Raw genomic sequence first — 18,665 nt, 5'->3', positions numbered from 1 at the left:
CCCGCCCTTTCTTTGATTGAGTACTCACTCAAAAATAACCGGACGCCGAGGAGTCCGGCAACCCCGTACGCCGCGAGAACGGCGGCCGGTCCCCCCAGGGCATGACACGCCGTCGGGCAGGTCCCCACCGTGGCCGGACGCGGCGCCCCTCGTCCCCGCCGAAGGATGGGAGCATGACGAACCTCGGCCCTGCCCCCTCGACCGGCTCGCCCCTCGTCGCCTCCGGGCTGACGAAGGTCTACGGCACCGACCACACCGCCACGCACGCCCTCGCGGGCGTCTCCCTCACGGTCTCGCCCGGCGAGTCCGTGGCCATCATGGGCCCCTCGGGCTCGGGCAAGACGACCCTGCTGCACTGCCTCGCGGGCATCATCAAGCCCACGTCGGGCGCGGTGTCCTGGCGGGGCGAGGACCTCACGACGCTCAGCGAGGGCCGCCGCACGGCCCTGCGCCGCCAGGACTTCGGCTTCGTCTTCCAGTCGGGCCAGCTCCTTCCCGAGCTCCCCGCGGTCGAGAACGCGGCCCTGCCCCTCATGCTCGCCGGCACGCCGCGGGCCGAGGCCACGCAGGTCGCCGCGCGCTGGCTCGCGCACCTGGGTCTGGCCGGCATGGAGCAGCGCCGCCCGGGCGAGCTCTCGGGCGGGCAGGCGCAGCGCGTCGCGATCGCGCGCGCCCTCGTCGGGTCGCCCGGCGTCGTCTTCGCCGACGAACCGACCGGTGCGCTGGACCAGGCCACGGGCGCCGAGGTCCTCTCGGTCCTCACAGGGGCGGTCCAGGCGTCCGGCGCGGCCCTCGTGGTCGTGACCCACGACGCGGGCGTGGCCCGCTACTGCTCGCGCACGGTCACCATGCGCGACGGGCTCGTGTCGGGCGAGTTCTTCGCGGGAGCCCCCGCGCAGCAGGCACCTCCGCAGACGCCCGTGCCCGACGCCGCCACGCAGGCAGCCATGGCCGCTCACCCCGCGAACGGGGCCCCGTCCGCTACGCAGCCCGGCCAGAGCCACGGGGCGACGCGATGAGGGCCACGCTCGACCTGTGGTGGCTCCTGCGCCGCCGCAGCTCCGACAGCCGCGACCCCCAGGGCCTGACCAACGTGCTGGCGATCATCGCGTTCGCGACGACGACCGCGATCCTGCTCGTCGTCGTCGGGGGCGTGGGCGCCTTCCTGGGGCGCGCGGGCGGCCTCGACGGCATGACCCGGGGGGTCGAGGCCGACGTGACGTCCTACGACACCCAGTACCCGCTCTTCGCGGGCATCGCCGCGCTCCTGCTCCTCATCCCGCTCGTCACGCTGGGAGGCGCCGCCGCCCGCCTCGCGGTCGCCCGCCGCGACGCGCGCCTCGCGTCGCTGCGCCTCGCGGGAGCGACCACGGGGCAGGTCGCGACCCTCACGGTCCTCGACGCGGCCGCGCAGGCCCTCGTGGGGGCCCTCGCGGGCCTGGTCGGCTACGCAGCCCTGCTGCCCCTGGTGGCCCAGCTCCGCTTCCAGGGCCGGACGTTCGCGCTGTCCGAGCTCTGGGTGGGGGTCCCGGCGATGCTGATCGCGGTCGTCGGGGTCGTGCTCGTCGCGCTGGTCTCGGCGGCCGTGTCGCTGCGCCGCGTCGCCATCACGCCGCTCGGCGTCGCCGCACGCGTGACCCCTCCGGGCCTCAAGGCCGTGCGCCTGGTCAGCACGGGCGTCGCGTTCCTCGCCATGATCGTCGTGACCAACGTGTCGCTCGGGAGCGCGGCCGTGGCGATCACGGTCCTGGTGCTCGTGCTCGTCGCGGGGTTCGCGACGCTCAACGTCGTCGGACCGTTCGTCATCTGGGTCGTCGGTCGGATCACCGCGCACCGCGCTCGGACCGTCCCCACGCTCCTCGCGGGCCGCCGCATCGTCGACTCGCCCAAGACCGCGTGGCGCTCGGTCGGCGGCGTCGCCCTCGCGACGTTCATCGCCGGCATGACGAGCATCTTCGCGCTGTTCGACCCGGGCATGGGAGCCGACCCGGGCGAGATCCAGTTCCTCACCGACCTCACGACCGGCGGCTTCCTGACGCTCGCGATCGCGGGCGTGCTCGCCGCGGTCTCGACCGGCGTCATGCAGGCGGGCCGCGTGATCGACCAGCGTGGCGAGTACCGCACGCTGACCCTCGCGGGCACCGACCTCAAGACCCTCGACAAGGCGCGGCTGCGCGAGACGGTCATCCCGCTCGTCGCGAGCGTGGGCGTGGCCACGACCGGCGCGCTGATGTTCATGGCGCCGATCGTGGGCCTCAACGCGTTCGCGAACGTGGACGTGGTGCTGCAGTTCCTGCTGTGCGTCGCAGGGGCGTCGGCGCTCGTCCTGGCCGGCGCGGCCGCGTCGCGGTTCGTGGTCCGCTCGGCGATGGCGGCCTGAGCCGAGCTGCGCCTGCGGGTGCCCGACGGCGGGGCGTGCGCTCCGTCGTCGGGCGTTCCGCACGAGCGGGGCGGGGTGGGCGCGCGGGCCGCAGTGGTGGGCCTCTGCGCGCTGGGCGGCCGGTCGAATCACGGGCGACAGAAAAGGCCCCGGGCCTGACGCAGCCGGGACCTTCCTGAGCGGAGACGGAGGGATTCGAACCCTCGAACGGGTTGCCCCGTTACCACCTTAGCAGGGTGGCGCACTAGACCTGGCTATGCGACGTCTCCTTGCTCGGATGCTAGGCACCGAGCGTCGCAAGGCTACCTTCTCCCGGCACCGCGGAGCAAAACGCGGTCGCCGAGACCCCTCCGAGCACGTCCCGGCCGCCCGTCCGAACAGCGCTGCCCGGAGTCCGGGAACGAGCGGAGCCGCCCTCCTCGTCGCGAGGAGAGCGGCTCCGGTGCCCTGGTCGCGAAGCGTCAGCCCCGCGCGGGCACCTCGTCCTTCTCGACGTCACCGTCCCGCTCGGCGCCCTCCGCGGGGTCGGCAGCGCCCTCGGCCGGGTCCTTCGCCGCTGGGTGCGCGTGCGGGTGGCGCCGCTCGAGCGAGGCCCCCTCGACGTCGACGTCGGGCAGGATCTTGTCGAGCCAGCGCGGCAGCCACCACGCCTTGTCGCCCGCGAGGTGCATGAGCGCGGGCACGAGCATCATCCGCACGACGAACGCGTCCACGAGCACGCCGAACGCGAGCGCGAACCCGATCGGCCGGATCATCGCGCTGTGCGAGAAGATGAACCCGCCGAACACCGCGATCATGATGATCGCCGCCGCGGTCACGACCGAGCGCCCTGCCCGGACGCCCTGCACGACCGCGATCCGCGCGGGCGCACCGTGGGCGTACGCCTCACGCATGCCCGAGCCGAGGAAGAGCATGTAGTCCATCGCGAGCCCGAACAGGATCCCGACCAGGATGGTCGGCAGGAAGTTCAGGATCGGGCCCGGGCTCTCGACGCCGAACACACCGCTCAGCCAGCCCCACTGGTAGATCGCGACGACCCCACCGAGCGCCGCGAAGTACGACAGGATGAAGCCGAGCGTCGCGATGACCGGCACGAAGATCGACCGGAACACCAGGACCAGGATGATGAGCGAGAGGCCGACGACCACCGCGAGGTAGACCGGCAGCGCGGACTCGAGCTTCTCCGAGATGTCGACGTTGCCGCTCGCCGAGCCGGCCACCCCGATCTCGTACGTCCCGTCGATGGGCGACATGTCGCGCAGCGTGTGCACGAGCTCCTCGGTCGACTCGCTCGTGGGTCCCTCGCGGGGCACCACCTGGAACGCGGCGACCGTGCCGTCCTCGGACGTGCCGATCGGCGCGACCGCCACGACGTCCTCCTGGTCGAACAGCACCTGGGCGATCTCCACCTGGGCCGTCATCGAGTCGACAGCAGCCTCGGCCTCAGACCCTGCCTCGACGGCCGGCAGGTCGGCCACCACGAGCAACGTCCCGTTCTGGCCCTCGCCGAACTTCTCGGCCAGGGTCGCGTACGCCTGGTACTGCGAGGAGTCGTGCGGCTCGGTCGAGCCGTCGGGCAGGTTCACCCGGAGGTCGAGCGCCGGCAGCGCGACGAGCAGGAGCCCTGCGACACCGACGACGACGCGCACGACGGCCCACCCGGTCGACATGGGACGGACGGGGGTCGCAGAGGCTGCGGCGGGGGCCGCGACAGCCGCTCCCCCGGTCCCCGTGCTCGACTCGAGCTGCGCGCGCTCCTTCGTGCTGAGGATGCGCAGACCCACGAGGCCCAGCAGGGCGGGGGTGAGCGTGACCGCGATGAGCACCGCGATCGCGATGCACAGCGCGCCGACCGTGCCCATGAGCCCCAGGAACGGGATGCCCGTGACGTTGAGGGCCAGCAGCGCCACGAGCACCGTGGTCCCCGCGAACACCACGGCGTTGCCCGAGGTCCCGTTCGCGAGCGCGATCGACTCGTGCAGCTCGTCGCCCGCCTTGAGCTGGCGGCGGTGCCGGTTGACGATGAAGAGCGAGTAGTCGATGCCGACGGCCAGGCCCAGCATGAGCCCGAGCACGGGGGTCACGGACGCCATCTCGACGACGCCGGACAGGGACAGCGCCCCCAGCGCGCCGATGCCCACGCCGATGAGAGCCGTGAGGATCGGCAGGCCCGCACCGATGAGCGTGCCGAGCATGATGACCAGGACGACAGCGGCGACCAGGAGGCCCACGATCTCGCCGGCGCCGATGATGCTCGGTGCGCCCATGGTCATGTCGGACGAGAGGTCGATCTGCAGCCCCTCGGGAGCGTCCGCGAAGACGTCGACGAGCGCGTCCTTGGTCTCCTGCGGGATCTCCATCTGCGGGTCGGCGAACGAGACCATGACGATCGCCGCGCTGCCGTCCTCCGAGACCATGCGGATCTCCGAGGCCATGTCGAGGAGCGCGGCCCCCTGCTCGAGCTGGGCCTCCTGCTCCTCGAGCGTCGCGCGGCCGTCGTCGAGCGTCGTCTGCTGCGTGTCGAGCGCCGCGAGCCCCTCGTCGAGAGCGGACTGCTGAGCGTCGAGCTGCGGCTGGACCTGCGCGAGCATGCCCGCGGCCTCCGCCTGGGCGCGCGCGGCGTCGAGCTGAGCCTGGCCCCCCTCGAGCTGCTCACGACCCGCGTCGAGCTGCGCCTGCCCGGCGTCGAGCTGCGCCCGGCCGTCCTCGATCTGGGTACGGCCCGACTCGACCTGCTGCGCCTGCGCCGCACGGTCCGCCTCGGTCTGGAACGGGTCCATGACCGTGGTGACGCCGTCGACCGCAGCGGCCTCGGCGACCAGCCCGGCGACGGCCTCTTCCTGCTCGGCCGTGAAGGGCTCGCCGTCCTCGGTCTGGACCACGACGGTGCCCGTACCGCCCGAGGCGTCGGGGAAGTCGCTCTGGAGGCGGTCGGTGACCTCGGCCGTCGGGGTGCCGGGGATCGAGAACGTGGTCGCGAGCGTGCCGGCGCCGAGCGCGAACGCGACGCCCGCCACGACGAGGATCGCGAGCCACGAGACGACGACCGTCCGGGCTCGGCGCGCCGACCAGCGGCCGACGCGATAGAGGAATTCAGCCATGAGAGTCCTTCGGTTGCGCGCGAGTACGCGGTGAACAGGAGTCAGTGGGTGCGGCGCGACGACGCGACCGAGGCGTGCCCGGTCCGTGTCGCGTCGAGGAGCCGTTCGAGGAGGGCCGACCAGGTCTCGCGGGAGTCGACGTCGTCGACCGCCCCCGTGACCTCGACCCAGTGGAGATAGATCACGATGAGCCCGCTCATGACCGAGCCGACGAGCAGCTCGACGTCGAACGGGTCGGCCTCGGGGTGGCTCGAGGCCAGTCCTGTCGTGAGGCGCGTGCTGACCTCGGCGAACACCTTGATGAGGGTCAACGCGCGGCGGGGAGAGGGGCCGCCCTCGTCCCCGAGGACCCGCGTCAGGTAGGTCAGCGGGGTCACGAAGTCGGTCGCCCGCAGGGCGTCGGCGACCTCGTCGAGCAGCGCGGCGTCCGCGTGGGCGGGGTCCGCGCTGGTCGAGAGCGCGTCGAGGCGGCCGAGCGCCGCACCGACGACCTCGCTGCAGACCTCGGTCACGACGTCGTCGAGCGAGGCGAAGTGGTTGAAGACCGTGCGTCGCGAGACGTCCGCCCGTGACGCGAGCTCGTCGACCGAGAAGGCCGTGCCGCCCGACTCGCCGATCAGGGCGGCCGCTGCGTCCACGATCGCGCGCCGGTGGCGCGCCTTGAGGGCAGCACGACGATCTCCGGTGGCGAGGGACATGTTCCTACGCTAAGTGCATCGATGCACTCGGTGCAACGAGCCGGGTGAGAGACCTGTGAAGCAATCGGGCCGACTCGGGCACCTACCGCTCGAACGTCCAGTTCTTGTCGGTGAGCATGCGCGCGACCGCGAGCCCGATCGACAGCGCGATGATGACGAGCCCGGCCTCCACGGTCGAGGCCAGCGCGTCGACCGTGGCCCCGCTGTTGAACTGGTACACCGCCCGGTACGCCGTGACTCCGGGCACCATGATCACCACGGCGGGCACGGACAGCGTGATGCGGGGAACGTTCATCGCCGGGGCGATGTAGGCCGCGAGGACGCCGACGACGAGCGCGGTCGCCGCAGCGGCGGCCTGCGACGCGAAGCCCGCGTCGATCATCAGGAGACGACCCACGTTGGCGACCATGCCGATCGACGCCGCGCCCACTGCCATCTTCCAGGGGCTGTTGAACATCAGCGCGAAGCCGAGGACGCCCGCGAAGCTGGCCAGGAGCCGGAGCGCGAGGAACAGCGTGTCGTCGAGCGCAGGCGGCGGCAGCCGGTCCGGCTGCAGGCCCGCGATCGCGGACACGGCCCACACCGCGAGGGCCGCCGACGCCAGGATCATCAGCGCGTAGGTCATGCGTGCGATCCCGGCCGAGAAGTCCAGCTTGGCCAGGTCGAGAGCCGCCGTCACGAGCGCGAACCCGGGCACCAGGAACAGGACCGCGGACACGTAGCCGGCCTCGTGCCCGCCAGAGAGCCCCAGCACGTTCTCGAAGGCCAGGACGACCAGCAGGTATGCGGACGCCGCCACGGTCGCCGCGAGCATGGTCGTGCCGAACTGGTTGATCCCCTTGTGCAACATGGCCCGGCGCACCATCTGCCCCAGGAACGCGCCGACGAACACCGCGCCGCACTCGATCACGCCACCGTTGTTGAGGAACGCGAACGCCGCACATGCGATCGCTGCCCACAGGGCGTTGAGGAACGCACCGTAGAGCAAGGGCTTGGCGGCGATCCGTTGGAGCTCCGCGTCGACCTCGGCGGCCGTGACGTGCTCGGGCAGGTCCCCGACGTACGACTCGAGCTCCGACAGGCGGTCCGAGTTGATGCCGACCGCACGGACCTCGGAGACCTCGGTGCGGAAGTTCCGGTCGCGGTAGGACGTCGCGGTGATCTCGGTGAGCGTCACGTGGGCAGCGGTACGGTCCAGCCCCAGCGCCCGCCCCACCCGTGTCATGTGGGACTTCACGCGGTAGCTGCCGGTCCCCGCGGAGAGCGCGAGGCGCCCGACCCGCAGAACCGTGCCGGACTGTCGGACGAGCTCGCTCGGCCCCAGGCCCGGCTCGTCGGTCGCTTCTGCTGTCACCCCGTCATGATGTCCCGTCCGTCCCCCCGGTGCACCCACGGGCGACCCGGTGAGACGGTCCGGTCCACGTGTCCCGCGCGCCACCGAGCCCGTGAGACGACGAGAGGCCCCGGACCGCACGTGCGGTCCGGGGCCTCTCGCCGGTGGCGGAGGGCGAGGGATTCGAACCCCCGGTTGCTTGCGCAACAACGGTTTTCAAGACCGTCACATTAGGCCGCTCTGTCAGCCCTCCTGGGATGCTCCGACGCACATTCTGGCACGTCCGGGCACCTGCCGGCGCTGACCGGCACCGACCGGGCCCCGGCGCGACCACCGGTGGGCACGGTCGCGCTGCCCTCGCCCCGGCACGACGACGGCGGGTCACCCTGGGAGGGGACCCGCCGCCGCAAGCGATCGTCGGGCTGTCCGGCCCGCGCGAGGAATGCGTCAGGCCGCGCCCGAGCGCAGCTGGCGCATCGCGAGCTGGACGAGCGAGATCAGCGTCTGCTTGGTCGCCGCACGCGAACGCGCGTCGGTGTAGAGCATGGGCACGTGCGCGGGGATCTGCAGCGCCTCACGGACGTCCTCGAGCTTGTGCTTGGCGACGCCGTCGAAGCAGTTGACGCCGACGACGAACGGGATGCCACGCGACTCGAAGTAGTCGATCGCCGGGAAGCACTGCTCCAGGCGGTCCGTGTCCACGAGCACCACGGCGCCGATCGCGCCGCGCACCAGGTCGTCCCACATGAAGAGGAAGCGGTCCTGGCCCGGCGTGCCGAACAGGTAGAGCCACAGCGAGCCCGGGAGCTCGATACGACCGAAGTCCATCGCGACCGTGGTCGTCATCTTGCGGTCGCTCACGCCACCCGCGTCGTCGACCCCCACCGAGTGCTCCGTCATCGCGGCCTCGGTGTTGAGCGGCTCGATGTCCGAGATGGACCCGATGAAGGTCGTCTTGCCCACGGCGAAGCCGCCCGCGACGACGATCTTGACCACCGTCGGCGCGGTCCGCGTCGCCTGGGGGGCGGCTGCGGGAGCCGCTGCAGGGGCGGCCACGGGCTGAGCGGGCACCGGCTGAGCGGCCACCTGCTGAGCCGGCACCGGCTGCTGGGCCGCGGGGGCGGGAGCCTGCTGCACGGGCGGCGTCTGGTGGACCGTCGGGGCCTGCTGCGCAGCGACCGGGGCAGGGGTCTGCGGAGAGGGCGTCGTTGCCGTAGCGGCCTGAGGGCTCAGGACGCTCTGGCGGACCGGGGCCGGCGACTGCGCGGCGGGAGCCTGCACGCTGGGAGCACCGCCGCCGGGCGCGACCGGAGCCCACGACGGGCTCGCGACGGCCGGGCCGGCGCCGGGCTGCGGCTGACCGGCCGAGGCAGCGTCAGAGGGTGGAAATGCCATTGAGAACACTCTCCAAGATGCTCAGGGACAGTCCCGAGTTGCTGCCGCCGTGGCCGGTGTGGACGTTCAACGGTGTCGACGTGTGAACCGTCAGGTAGTTGTCCTCGGCGAGGTCGGCGACGAGGATGCGGGTGACGCCGAGGGGCATCCGCAGAAGCGCTGAGAGCTCGGCGATCGACACGTAGTTGTGAGCAGCGTGCTGGAGGATCGCGCGCTTCTCAGGAGGCAGGCCGTAGCTGTTCACAGCACCCGGCATCACCTCGACGAGGGCCTCGAGCGGGAGGTCCGAGGTCGCCGAACGGACACGTCCGCCGGTCACCGCGTACGGACGGACCGTCGCGGCCTCGTACGAGTCCGAGCTGTGCGCTCCCAAGCTGCCAAAAGGTGCGTTCGTCATCGACCTAACCTCATCCCACCGGGGCTCGTGTTGCTCCGTCAACAGGCAGGCTACCGCGCATCTCCGAGATCAACTGAGGCGTCAGGGTCGCCTCGGTCCGGGAGACGAGAAGCGCCATCTCGTAGCCGATCAGGCCGATGTCGCACGTGGACTCGGCGACGACGCCGAGGACCGATCCGTTCGACACGTTCATGAGGAAGAGGAAGCCGTTGTCCATCTCGACGATCGACTGACGGACGTTGCCCCCGTTGAGCTGACGTGCGGCCCCGCGGGTCAGGCTGGACATGCCGGACACGATCGCGGCGAGCTGGTCACCGCTCGTGCGGTCCAGCTGGTCGGACATCGCCATGAGCAGGCCGTCCGCAGACACCACCAGGGTGTGCCGACTTCCCGGGACGGTCCGCACGAAGTTGTCGAGCAACCACCCGAAATTGGTTGCTTCGGTGCTGAGCGCGTTCACACTTCCTCCTTGTCAGTTACCACAGACGGCGAGCTGTTCGTTACCGCGACTGCGGCGCTGAGTCAGGGACATCATTCCCGTGCGAGGACGGGTCCGTCGACCCCGTCTCGTCGTCGGCCTCGACCCGTCCCCGGGCCGTGGCCGACTGGAAGGCCGCGAGCCGGGCTCGCAGCTGCTCAGGATCGCGATCGATCTTCGCGGTAAACCGGTCGACGTAGTCCTCGCGGTTCACCGTCCGCGCGCGCCGCGTCAGCCCGGACGCCGTGACGTCGGACTGAGCCTGGGGGCTGTACGTGCCGGCAGACTCCGCGAACGCCTTGCCCTGGACCTCGGGTCCGTTGCGCAGAAGCGTCGACATCTCCTCGTAGAGCACGGCCGAGGCGATCCAGTCGGACCGTGCCTCGACCGAGTCCGACACGTAGGTCGGGTCGAGAGGCTCGATCTGCTCCTGGGCGGGCCGCCGGACCAGCGGGGCCGGTGCTGCCTGCGCGGGTGCCTGCGGCTGTGCCGCTGCGGGCGGCGGCGCGAACGAGGTCGGCGCGGCCGGAGCCGCGAAGGCGACGGGTGCCGCCTGCGGCTGCTGGTAGGCGACGGGTGCCGCCTGCGGCTGCTGGTAGGCGACCGGTGCCGCCTGCTGCACGGCGGGGGCCTGCGGCTGCTGGTAGCCGACGGGCGCCTGCTGGTCCCCTCCCGCGGGCTGCGAGGAGAGCGCGGCGGCCGAGGGGCGGATGACGGGCAGCGTACCGGTCCGGGGACGACGGTTGAAGATCCCTCGCTTGCGCGCCTGGCTCTCACGCAGCGACCTGCGTGTCGGCAGGTCGGCCATGAGGTCCTCGAACTTCGGCAGCGCCTCGAACGAGAGCTCCTCGGGGATCTCCTCCTGGTGCGTGGGCGCGACAGGCGCAGCCTGCCCTGCCGAAGCCTCGTGGGCCGCGACCGGGGGCGCGGCCTGCACCACAGGGGGCTCGAAGCTCGCCGCGGGGGACACGGGCGGCGGCTCGTACGCCACGACCGGCGGAGCGGCCTGGGCGACCGGCGGAGCGAACTGCTGGACCGGTGCCTCGGCCACGACCGGCGCGTTGCGCTGCGGAAGGTCGAGCACCGGGGCTGCCGGCTCCTCGGCCTGGACCTGAGGCGCGCCAGGCGCCTCGACGACGGGAATCTCCGCGACCGGCACGAAGGGCGCCTCGGCGACAGGCACGACGGGCGCCTGGGCGACCGGAACCTCGCCCTCGGACGCGCCGAGCGGCTCGATCGCGAACTGCGGGGCCCACGTGCCGTCGTCGGGCACGAAGTCCGGGACCGAGATGTCGGTCGCCGAGACGTCCGGGGCCGCGTCGAGCTCGACGGCCTGCTGCTCGGCGGTGCTCGGGTCGGTCGTCCCCAGAGCACGGAAGCTCGAGAACATCGCGGACCGGGTGCTCACGTCCAGGACGGGGATCTCGGCCGACACCGGCTGGACGGGCGGCATGACACCGGTCGTCTCCGCGGGGCTCGTGGCACGAGCGCGGCTCGGCAGCGAGTTGCCCGTGGCGGCGACGCCCTCCGGCGGGGACCATGCGTCGGGCGCCGCGGGCAGGTCCAGGGGCAGCGACGGGGTGGCCAGCGGCGGCAGGACGATCGAGCCGGTCTGCGGACCGGGGACGAACGACGCGCTGGGGGCCGAGCCTGCCGGGTCCATTCCGCGCGAACGACGACGGGGCATGCCCGTGGACGTGGCGCCGTCGGTCAGGGCGGCGAGGTCGACAGCCACGGCGACCGGGGCCTCGTGGTCGATCTGCGGGGTCGAGGTCGTGGCCGGCCCCGAGTACACGGGTGCGGCCGGCTGCGGCGCGGGCGCCGAGATCTGGTCCGCCGCGACCTGCGTGCGGTTGTCCAGCGGGTCCGTCGGCATCGGCAGCGGCACGTTGGAGTCGGGCACGAAGAGGACGTTCGGGAAGCTGACCGTGACGAGGGTCCCCGCCCCCTCGGGGGCACGCTCGAACGTCACGCGCGCACCGAGACGGTCGGAGATGCGCCCGACCACGTACAGGCCGAGACGCTGCGAGCCGACGACGTCCGACGCGGCGTGCGCGTTGACCTTGCGGTTCGCCTCGCCGATCTCCTCGGGGGTCATGCCGAGCCCGTGGTCGCGGATGATGATCTTGACGAAGCGCTCGTCGCGCCCCGTGCTGACCTCGACCGGGGTGTGCGGCTCCGAGAACATGGTCGCGTTCTCGAGGAGCTCCGCGATGAGGTGCGCGGCGTTGAGGGCGTTGTGCCCGAGCATGAGCGGGTCGACGACCAGGTTCAGGCGGACACGGTCGTAGAGCTCGATCTCGGACGATGCCGTACGGATGACGTCGGACGCCGGCATGGGCTGGCGGACGCGACGACCCGAGTCGATGCCCGCGAGGACCAGGAGCGACTCGGCGTTACGACGCATCCGGGTCGCGAGGTGGTCGAGGCGGAACAGGTTCGACAGCGTGTTCGCGTCTTCCTCGGACCGCTCGAGGTCGTCGAGGAACGCGAGCTGGCGGTTGAGGAGGACCTGGTCGCGGCGGGCGACGTTGACGAACATCTCGGCGATCGAGCCACGGAGAGCGGCCTGCTCCCGGGCGACCTGGATGGTCGTGGTGTTCACGTCGTTGAACGCGTTGGCGAGCTGGCCGACCTCGTCGGTCGACTCGATCTCGATCGGCTGGATGCTGATCCCGGGGCCCTGGCCGGGGATGGACACCTGCTCGACGAGGCGGGGCAGCTGGTCACGAACGTCCTGGGCGGCGTCGGTCAGGCGACGCAGCGGGTTCACGATCTGGCGGGCGATGGCACCGGCCACCACGATGGTCGCACCGAACGCCAGAAGGGTCACGAGGATCGTGATGACGGCCCGCGTCACGGCGGCGGTCGCGATGTCCGAGGCCATCTCGCCCGTCTCCGCGAGGACCTTGTCACGGACCGGGGTGATGTTCTTGAGGTCGTTCGACGAGGCTGACGCCCAGTCCTGCTGGGCGGTGGTGCCCGCCGCGCCGTTCGCGGCGAGGCCGGAACGCAGACCGACGTAGGTGCCGATCGGCGACGGGATGACCTGGTCGATCCGGAGCTCTCGGACGGCCTTGCGTGCCTGCACGGCCCTGGTGTCGCCCTCGCTGATGAGACGCGCGACGCGGAGCGACTCGTTGTCGAGGTTCTTCGGGGCGCCGGGGTTCTCACGGTTGGCCTGGATGTCGTTGAAGAGGAACTGGACCACGGGGAGCTCGAGCGAGACCTGGCTCATGAGCACGTTGGTGTCGACGTACGCGTCGAGGAACTGGGCGAGGTCACGGTCGTCGGACGTGTCGGCGAGGACTCGCGGGACGTCGAGCGCGTCGTCGATCAGGGTGTTGTACTTCGAGGTGAACCCGAGCTCCTGGTGAGAGTTCGTGTCCGTCTTCTTGCGGATGTCATCGAGCTCGGCGCGGTCCTTGACCGTCGCGTCGACGGCGTCGCGCACACGCTGGTCGAGCATCGACATGTTGAGGTCGGCATACACGGCGTCGCGGCGGTCGAGGGCCTTGTCCGCCGCGAGGCGGGCCTCCTCGACCAGGGCGTCACCGTTCTCGACCCCGCGGACTCGCTGGATCTCGGCGGCTCGCTCGGCCGCGACGGCCTTTCCTGCGACGTCCTGGGTCGCGAACGCCTTGACGAGTGCCTGCGTCTGCTGGGCGACCCGCGCCTCGTTGATCGCCTGGACCGAGAAGATCGTCGCGGCCAGGAACAGGACGAGGACAGGCAGCGCGAGTGCCGCAAGGATCTTCCCGCGAACGCTCAACCTGCGGAGCATACGAACCTCTCTCCAAACCCTGTAACCAGCGGAAGTTCGTGGGTCCCGGTCGCCTCCGACCGTCCCCCACGCGCCAGACGTGCGTACTAACTATCGGTGCACTTGCCCCGCAGACCTAATCCGGTCATCCAGGGCAAGGCGGTACGTCGAGCCACGGCTCTCCGCTGACGGACACGAGTCCTCGTCGACGAGGACGTAGTGTCTTTTGTGTGCGAGCCGTCACGATAGCGGCCCCGGGCGGGCCAGAGAAACTCACCATGTCCACACTCCCCGACCCCGAACCGGGCCCCGGGGAGGTCGTGATCGACGTCGTCTCGAGTGGCGTGAACCCTGCTGACCTGCTACAACGCGCCGGCCACTACCCTCCGCCACCCGGCGCCCCGGTATGGCCGGGTCTCGAGGTGTCTGGGGTGATATCTGCCGTTGGTCCGCGTCTCACAGGGTGGGACGTGGGCGACGAGGTGGTCGCCCTCCTCGACGGCGGGGGCTACGCGGAGAAGGTTCGCGTCCGGGCCTCTCAGGTCCTTCCCCTGCCCGACGGCGTCACCCTCGTCGACGGGGCCGCCCTGCCCGAGGCCGTGTGCACCGCGTGGAGCAACCTGGTCGACGTCGGGCGCCTCGCCCGGGGCGAGGTCCTGCTCGTGCACGGCGGCTCGGGAGGAGTCGGCTCGGTCGCGACGCAGATCGGGGCCGCGCTCGGTGCCCGGGTGATCACGACCGCGGGTGGCCCCGAGCGCACGGCGCGCTGCCTCACGCTCGGCGCGGAGACCGCCGTCGACCACCGGACCCAGGACTTCGTCGCCGCGGTGCGCGACGCGTCGGGCGGCGCGGGCGCGGACGTGGTGCTCGACGTCGTCGGGGCCGCCTACCTCCCCGACAACCTCCGGGTGCTCGCGACGGGCGGACGGCTCGTCGTGATCGGGATGCAGAAGGGACGCCGCGGTGAGCTCGACCTGGGGATGCTGCTCGCCAAGCGCGCCCAGGTGAGCGGCACGACCCTGCGCGCGCGGCCCGCCGAGGAGAAGGCAAGGCTCGTCCGCGACGTGCTCGAGCACGTCTGGCCCCTGGTCGCCGACGGGCGCGTCCGGCCCGTCGTCCACGCGCGGCTTCCCCTGGAGCGTGCCGCGGACGCGCACCGGCTCCTGGAGTCAGGCGAGGTGTTCGGCAAGGTCCTGCTGCTCCCCTGACGCAGGTGCGCCCCGACCGTCGCGCGGAGCGCCTGTTCGGGTCAGACTGGGGCGATGAGCGACGAGCCGCGCACCGACCAGAGCCCCGACCCGACCGAGAGCGGGCAGCAGACCCCTCCCGAGAGCACGCAGGGGGGCCCCGAGGACGCCCCGGCGGACGAGGGCGAGGCCCAGCGCGTCACGATCGTCGGGCCCGACGGGACGGGGGTCTCGGTCGTCGCGAGCGACGACTCGACCGACGAGGACCGCAACCCGAGCGCGGTCATCGAGGAGCCCGCCAAGGTCATGCGGATCGGCGGCATGATCAAGCGCCTGCTCGAGGAGGTCCGCGACGCGCCCCTCGACGAGGCCGCGCGCAGCCGCCTCGCGGAGATCCACGAGAGGTCGCTCAAGGAGCTCGAGGAGGGGCTCTCGCCCGACCTTGTCGCCGAGCTCCACCGCATCTCGCTGCCGTTCACCGACGACGCGGTGCCGTCCGACGCCGAGCTGCGCGTGGCGCAGGCCCAGCTCGTGGGCTGGCTCGAGGGGCTCTTCCACGGCATCCAGACGGCTCTCGTGGCCCAGCAGATGGCGGCGCAGGCCCAGCTCTCGCAGATCCGCCGCGCGCTGCCGCCGGGCACGCTCCCCGTCCCGGGCATGCCCGGTCACCCCGGGCAGCACGCGCAGCCGGGCGCGCCGCGCGAGGGTGACGACGGCCGGCCCTCACCGGGCCAGTACCTCTGAGGCCTGCTGCACCTCGACACGCCGCCCGCGCAGCTCGCCGCCCCTGTGCGACCTACGCGGGCGGCGGGTCCGTGCGCTGAGCCGTCATCGCGATGGCCCCCGAGACCAGGAGCAGGCCGACGAGCTCGAGCCACGACGGGAACTGCTGGAGCACGACGGCGCCGATCACCACGGCGGTCGCGGGCAGCATCGCGAGGAGCACGGAGAACGTCGCGGCGCTGACCCTGCGCAGGATGAGCTGCTCGAGCACGTACGGGACGACCGACGAGCACACCGCGATCCCCACGACCGCGAGGAGCAGCTGCCAGTCCTCGAGCACGGCCCCCGACGACGGCGCCAGGAACGGCGCGAAGACCAGGGCGCCCGCGGCCATCGCGACCGAGAGCGACGTGACCCCTGACCCGGCCAGGGCCACGCGGCGGCCCAGCAGGATGTACGCGGCCCAGCACGCCGCCGCGAGACCGATCGCGACGAGCCCGATCACGACGTCCTCGCGCGGCAGGTCGGACGTGAGCGTGACGCCCGCGAGGAGCACGACGCCCACCGCCGCGACCGCGATGCCGCCGCGCTCGCGCCAACCCCGCCCGGTGATCGCCGCGACCGCCACCGGACCGATGAACTCGATCGCGACCGCCGATCCCAGAGGGAGGTGGTCGATCGCGACGTAGAACGTCACGTTCATGGCAGCCAGGGCCACACCGAACACCGCGGCCCACGCGAGCGTGCGCCGGGTCCAGCGCTGCCGCCACGGACGGCGCCATGCGAGGAGCAGCACGGCCGCGACGACGATGCGCAGCCAGGCGACCTCGGGCGCGCCGACGACCGCGAACAGCCCCACCGCGATCGCGGCGCCGAGGTACTGGGTCAGCCCGGAGACGACGAAGAGGGCGGGCGGAGGGACCCGCCCCGCGGCGGAAGCCAGCGCGCGGCTGGGACCAGAGAGCACCCGACGACCCTACGTCGGGCCCTGCCGACCCCGAGACCAGGGAGCACCCGACGACGTGTGACGCGCGACGCCGTCGGGCAGCAGGGCCTCCCCCCGCAACACGGTGAGCCCACCACGGCGCACGAGATCACGCGGGAGAAGCGTCGGGCGGGGTCGTTCGCGCGGCCGTGGCCGGGCCTGGCCGGGGCCCCGAGGAACGAGGAGCCGGATGGCAGGCCGTGCGAACGACCCCGCCCGACGGCGGAGCACCGAGACTCACCCCTTGACGGAACCCGCCAGGAGACCTCGGACGAAGTACCGCTGGAGCGCCAGGAAGACGATGACCGGGACGACCATCGAGATGAACGCTCCGGCCGGCAGCAGGTGCCAGTTGGCGCCTCGCGACCCGGAGAGCTCGGCGATGCGGACCGTGAGGGGCGCGACGTCGAGCGCCGAGCCGAAGGTCAGCGCGACGAGCAGGTCGTTCCACACCCACAGGAACTGGAAGATCCCGAACGCCGCGATGGCCGGGACCAGGAGCGGCATGAGGACCGTGAAGAAGATCCGCACGTGCCCTGCGCCGTCGACGCGCGCGGCCTCGACGAGCTCACGCGGGATGTCCTTCATGAAGTTGTGGAACAAGAAGATCGCGAGCGGCAGCGCGAAGATCGTGTGCGAGAGCCAGACGGGCCAGAACGAGCCGTCGATACCCCAGCTCACGTACTGCGAGAGCAGCGGCACGAGCGTGACCTGGATGGGGATGATCTGGAGCGCGAAGACCGCGACGAACAGCAGGTTGCGGCCCCGGAAGTCGATCCACGCGAACGCGTACGCCGCGAGGAGCGCCAGGGTGATGGGGATGATGACGGCCGGCAGGGTGATGACGACCGAGTTCACGAAGTAGCTCGCGAAGTTGGTCGAGCTGCCGAAGAGCGCGTCCTGGTAGTTCTCGAGCGTGAACTCGGGGTTGCTGAACGCGGTCCACCAGCCGGTGCGACGGATGTCCGCGGCGGGGCGGAACGACGTGACGAGCAGCCCGAACGTCGGGATGGTCCACAGGACCGCGAGGACGATCGCGATGGCCGACGCGCTCTTGGAGCTCGCGCGACGGCGGACGGCGCCCGCCCGACGGTCGAGACTGTCGAGCTTGCCGACGCCCTTGCCCTGCTCGGGGGTCTCGTCGACGATCGTGGTGTCGGGGATCGGGATGCTCATCGGATCTCCTCCGACGCCCGCAGCTGGCGCACGTTGTAGATGATGATCGGGATGACGAGGATGAACAGGATCACGGCGAGCGCGGCGCCGAGGCCCTTCTCGCCCTGTCGCAGGGCCTGCGTGTAGAACTCGTTCGCGACGACCGAGGTGTCGAACCGGCCGCCCGTCATGGTCCGGACGATGTCGAAGACCTTGAGGGTGCCTATCGCGATCGTCGTGAGGACCACGATGAGCGCAGGGCGGATGCTCGGGACGGTGATGTAGCGGAACATGCGCATGCCCGAGACCCCGTCGAGGCGGGCGGCCTCGACGATGTCGTCGGGGATGGCGCGGATGGCCGCGGCGAGGATCGTCATGGCGAACCCGGCCTGGATCCAGATCATGACCATGATGAGGAAGAACGTGTTCCAGGGGGCGTCGAGCAGGAACTTCTGGGGTTCGAGACCCACCCAGACGAGGATCTGGTTCAGGAGACCGATCTGCTGGATGTTCCCGATGTCCGCCTTGTACTCGTACATGAACTTCCAGATGATGCCCGCGCCGACCATCGAGATGGCCATGGGGAGGAAGATCAGGGTCTTGGCGAACTTCTCGAAGCGCGACCGGTCGATCACGACCGCGTAGATCAGGCCCAGCAGCGTCGAGACGAGCGGGACCACGATGACCCAGATCGCGGTGTTGCGCAGGACCACCTGGAACTCGTCGCGGGTCAGCGCGGTGATGTAGTTGTCGAGCCCGACGAACTCCGTGCTGGTGCGGTTGAAGAACGAGTCACGGACCGTCTTGATGCCCGGGTAGAGCAGCCCGAACCCGATGAGCAGGAGCGCCGGGCCGGCGAAGACCGCGGCGATCACCCAGTTGGGGACCCGCTTGGGTAGGTCCGCGAGGAAGAGGATCACGCCCATCACGACGACGAACAGGAGGATCGCGAACAGCATGACCGCGAACTTCCCTGCCGGACCGTCAGGCGTCAGTAGCCAGTCCATGGAGCACTCCTTCGTGCGATGGGGGCCCGCCATGGTGGCGGGCCCCCATCTGTGGATCGTAGG

At 71.4% G+C, this 18,665-nt stretch carries 14 protein-coding genes and 2 tRNA genes; 4 read left to right on the top strand and 12 right to left on the bottom strand.

Features of this window, described 5'->3' with window-relative positions; all coding sequences use genetic code 11:
- Positions 1–173 precede the first annotated feature (173 nt).
- Both OERS_RS00540 and OERS_RS00535 read left to right on the top strand, forming a co-directional pair.
- Positions 174–1,019 (top strand): ABC transporter ATP-binding protein, encoded by an 846-nt coding sequence (locus OERS_RS00540; RefSeq protein ID WP_083201109.1) that lies wholly within the window; start codon positions 174–176, stop codon positions 1,017–1,019.
- Positions 1,016–2,380, top strand: a complete 1,365-nt coding sequence (locus OERS_RS00535; protein WP_068623506.1) for an FtsX-like permease family protein — start codon at positions 1,016–1,018, stop codon at positions 2,378–2,380. The genes OERS_RS00540 and OERS_RS00535 overlap by 4 nt, the downstream gene beginning before the upstream one ends.
- 180 nt (positions 2,381–2,560) lie before the next feature.
- Here the strand turns inward: OERS_RS00535 and OERS_RS00530 are convergent.
- The 9 genes from OERS_RS00530 to OERS_RS00490 all read right to left on the bottom strand — a co-directional run bounded on the left by OERS_RS00530 (position 2,561) and on the right by OERS_RS00490 (position 13,554).
- Positions 2,561–2,649, bottom strand: a tRNA-Ser gene (locus tag OERS_RS00530).
- A gap of 192 nt (positions 2,650–2,841) precedes the next feature.
- Complete coding sequence (locus OERS_RS00525; protein ID WP_068623504.1) at positions 2,842–5,481, bottom strand: MMPL family transporter; 2,640 nt, start codon at positions 5,479–5,481, stop codon at positions 2,842–2,844.
- Positions 5,482–5,522: 41 nt separating this feature from the next.
- Entirely contained in the window at positions 5,523–6,179 is a 657-nt protein-coding gene (locus tag OERS_RS00520; protein ID WP_068623502.1) for a TetR/AcrR family transcriptional regulator, read from the bottom strand.
- Positions 6,180–6,261: 82 nt separating this feature from the next.
- Complete coding sequence (locus tag OERS_RS00515; protein WP_082609033.1) at positions 6,262–7,533, bottom strand: threonine/serine exporter family protein; 1,272 nt, start codon at positions 7,531–7,533, stop codon at positions 6,262–6,264.
- Positions 7,534–7,677: 144 nt separating this feature from the next.
- Positions 7,678–7,765: transfer RNA gene (locus OERS_RS00510), tRNA-Ser, on the bottom strand.
- Between the two features lie 194 nt (positions 7,766–7,959).
- A complete protein-coding gene (locus OERS_RS00505; protein WP_068623645.1) occupies positions 7,960–8,568 on the bottom strand; it encodes a GTP-binding protein in 609 nt (202 codons plus the stop codon).
- A 319-nt stretch (positions 8,569–8,887) separates the two neighbouring features.
- Entirely contained in the window at positions 8,888–9,304 is a 417-nt protein-coding gene (locus OERS_RS00500) for a DUF742 domain-containing protein (RefSeq protein ID WP_056652781.1), read from the bottom strand.
- A gap of 10 nt (positions 9,305–9,314) precedes the next feature.
- The gene (locus tag OERS_RS00495; protein ID WP_030151141.1) at positions 9,315–9,764 is read right to left on the bottom strand and encodes a roadblock/LC7 domain-containing protein; all 450 of its coding nucleotides are present in this window, start codon (positions 9,762–9,764) and stop codon (positions 9,315–9,317) included.
- Positions 9,765–9,804: 40 nt separating this feature from the next.
- Complete coding sequence (locus tag OERS_RS00490; protein WP_169834154.1) at positions 9,805–13,554, bottom strand: sensor histidine kinase; 3,750 nt, start codon at positions 13,552–13,554, stop codon at positions 9,805–9,807.
- Positions 13,555–13,775: 221 nt separating this feature from the next.
- Between OERS_RS00490 and OERS_RS00485 the strand changes: the two genes are divergently transcribed.
- Together OERS_RS00485 and OERS_RS00480 are read left to right on the top strand one after the other, a co-directional pair.
- On the top strand, positions 13,776–14,753 hold the full coding sequence (locus OERS_RS00485; protein WP_068623498.1) for an NAD(P)H-quinone oxidoreductase: 978 nt from the start codon (positions 13,776–13,778) through the stop codon (positions 14,751–14,753).
- Positions 14,754–14,807: 54 nt separating this feature from the next.
- Positions 14,808–15,476, top strand: a complete 669-nt coding sequence (locus OERS_RS00480; protein ID WP_068623496.1) for a bacterial proteasome activator family protein — start codon at positions 14,808–14,810, stop codon at positions 15,474–15,476.
- A gap of 52 nt (positions 15,477–15,528) precedes the next feature.
- Here the strand turns inward: OERS_RS00480 and OERS_RS00475 are convergent, their stop codons facing one another.
- The 3 genes from OERS_RS00475 to OERS_RS00465 form a co-directional block, all read right to left on the bottom strand.
- Positions 15,529–16,422 (bottom strand): EamA family transporter, encoded by an 894-nt coding sequence (locus OERS_RS00475; protein WP_231907868.1) that lies wholly within the window; start codon positions 16,420–16,422, stop codon positions 15,529–15,531.
- Positions 16,423–16,677: 255 nt separating this feature from the next.
- Complete coding sequence (locus OERS_RS00470; protein WP_068623494.1) at positions 16,678–17,616, bottom strand: carbohydrate ABC transporter permease; 939 nt, start codon at positions 17,614–17,616, stop codon at positions 16,678–16,680.
- Entirely contained in the window at positions 17,613–18,602 is a 990-nt protein-coding gene (locus OERS_RS00465; RefSeq protein ID WP_056652799.1) for a carbohydrate ABC transporter permease, read from the bottom strand. The genes OERS_RS00470 and OERS_RS00465 overlap by 4 nt, the downstream gene beginning before the upstream one ends.
- Positions 18,603–18,665 lie beyond the last annotated feature (63 nt).

This window comes from Oerskovia enterophila (assembly GCF_001692445.1).
Taxonomy (GTDB): Bacteria; Actinomycetota; Actinomycetes; order Actinomycetales; family Cellulomonadaceae; genus Oerskovia; species Oerskovia enterophila.
This window is presented reverse-complemented; position numbering and strand designations above follow the sequence as displayed.

Coding starts and splice junctions, on each gene's coding strand:
- OERS_RS00540 (WP_083201109.1), top strand. CDS start 174: ATGACGAACCTCGGCCCTGCCCCCTCGACCGGCTCGCCCCTCGTCGCC.
- OERS_RS00525 (WP_068623504.1), bottom strand. CDS start 5,481: ATGGCTGAATTCCTCTATCGCGTCGGCCGCTGGTCGGCGCGCCGAGCC.
- OERS_RS00535 (WP_068623506.1), top strand. CDS start 1,016: ATGAGGGCCACGCTCGACCTGTGGTGGCTCCTGCGCCGCCGCAGCTCC.
- OERS_RS00470 (WP_068623494.1), bottom strand. CDS start 17,616: ATGAGCATCCCGATCCCCGACACCACGATCGTCGACGAGACCCCCGAG.
- OERS_RS00500 (WP_056652781.1), bottom strand. CDS start 9,304: ATGACGAACGCACCTTTTGGCAGCTTGGGAGCGCACAGCTCGGACTCG.
- OERS_RS00480 (WP_068623496.1), top strand. CDS start 14,808: ATGAGCGACGAGCCGCGCACCGACCAGAGCCCCGACCCGACCGAGAGC.
- OERS_RS00520 (WP_068623502.1), bottom strand. CDS start 6,179: ATGTCCCTCGCCACCGGAGATCGTCGTGCTGCCCTCAAGGCGCGCCAC.
- OERS_RS00465 (WP_056652799.1), bottom strand. CDS start 18,602: ATGGACTGGCTACTGACGCCTGACGGTCCGGCAGGGAAGTTCGCGGTC.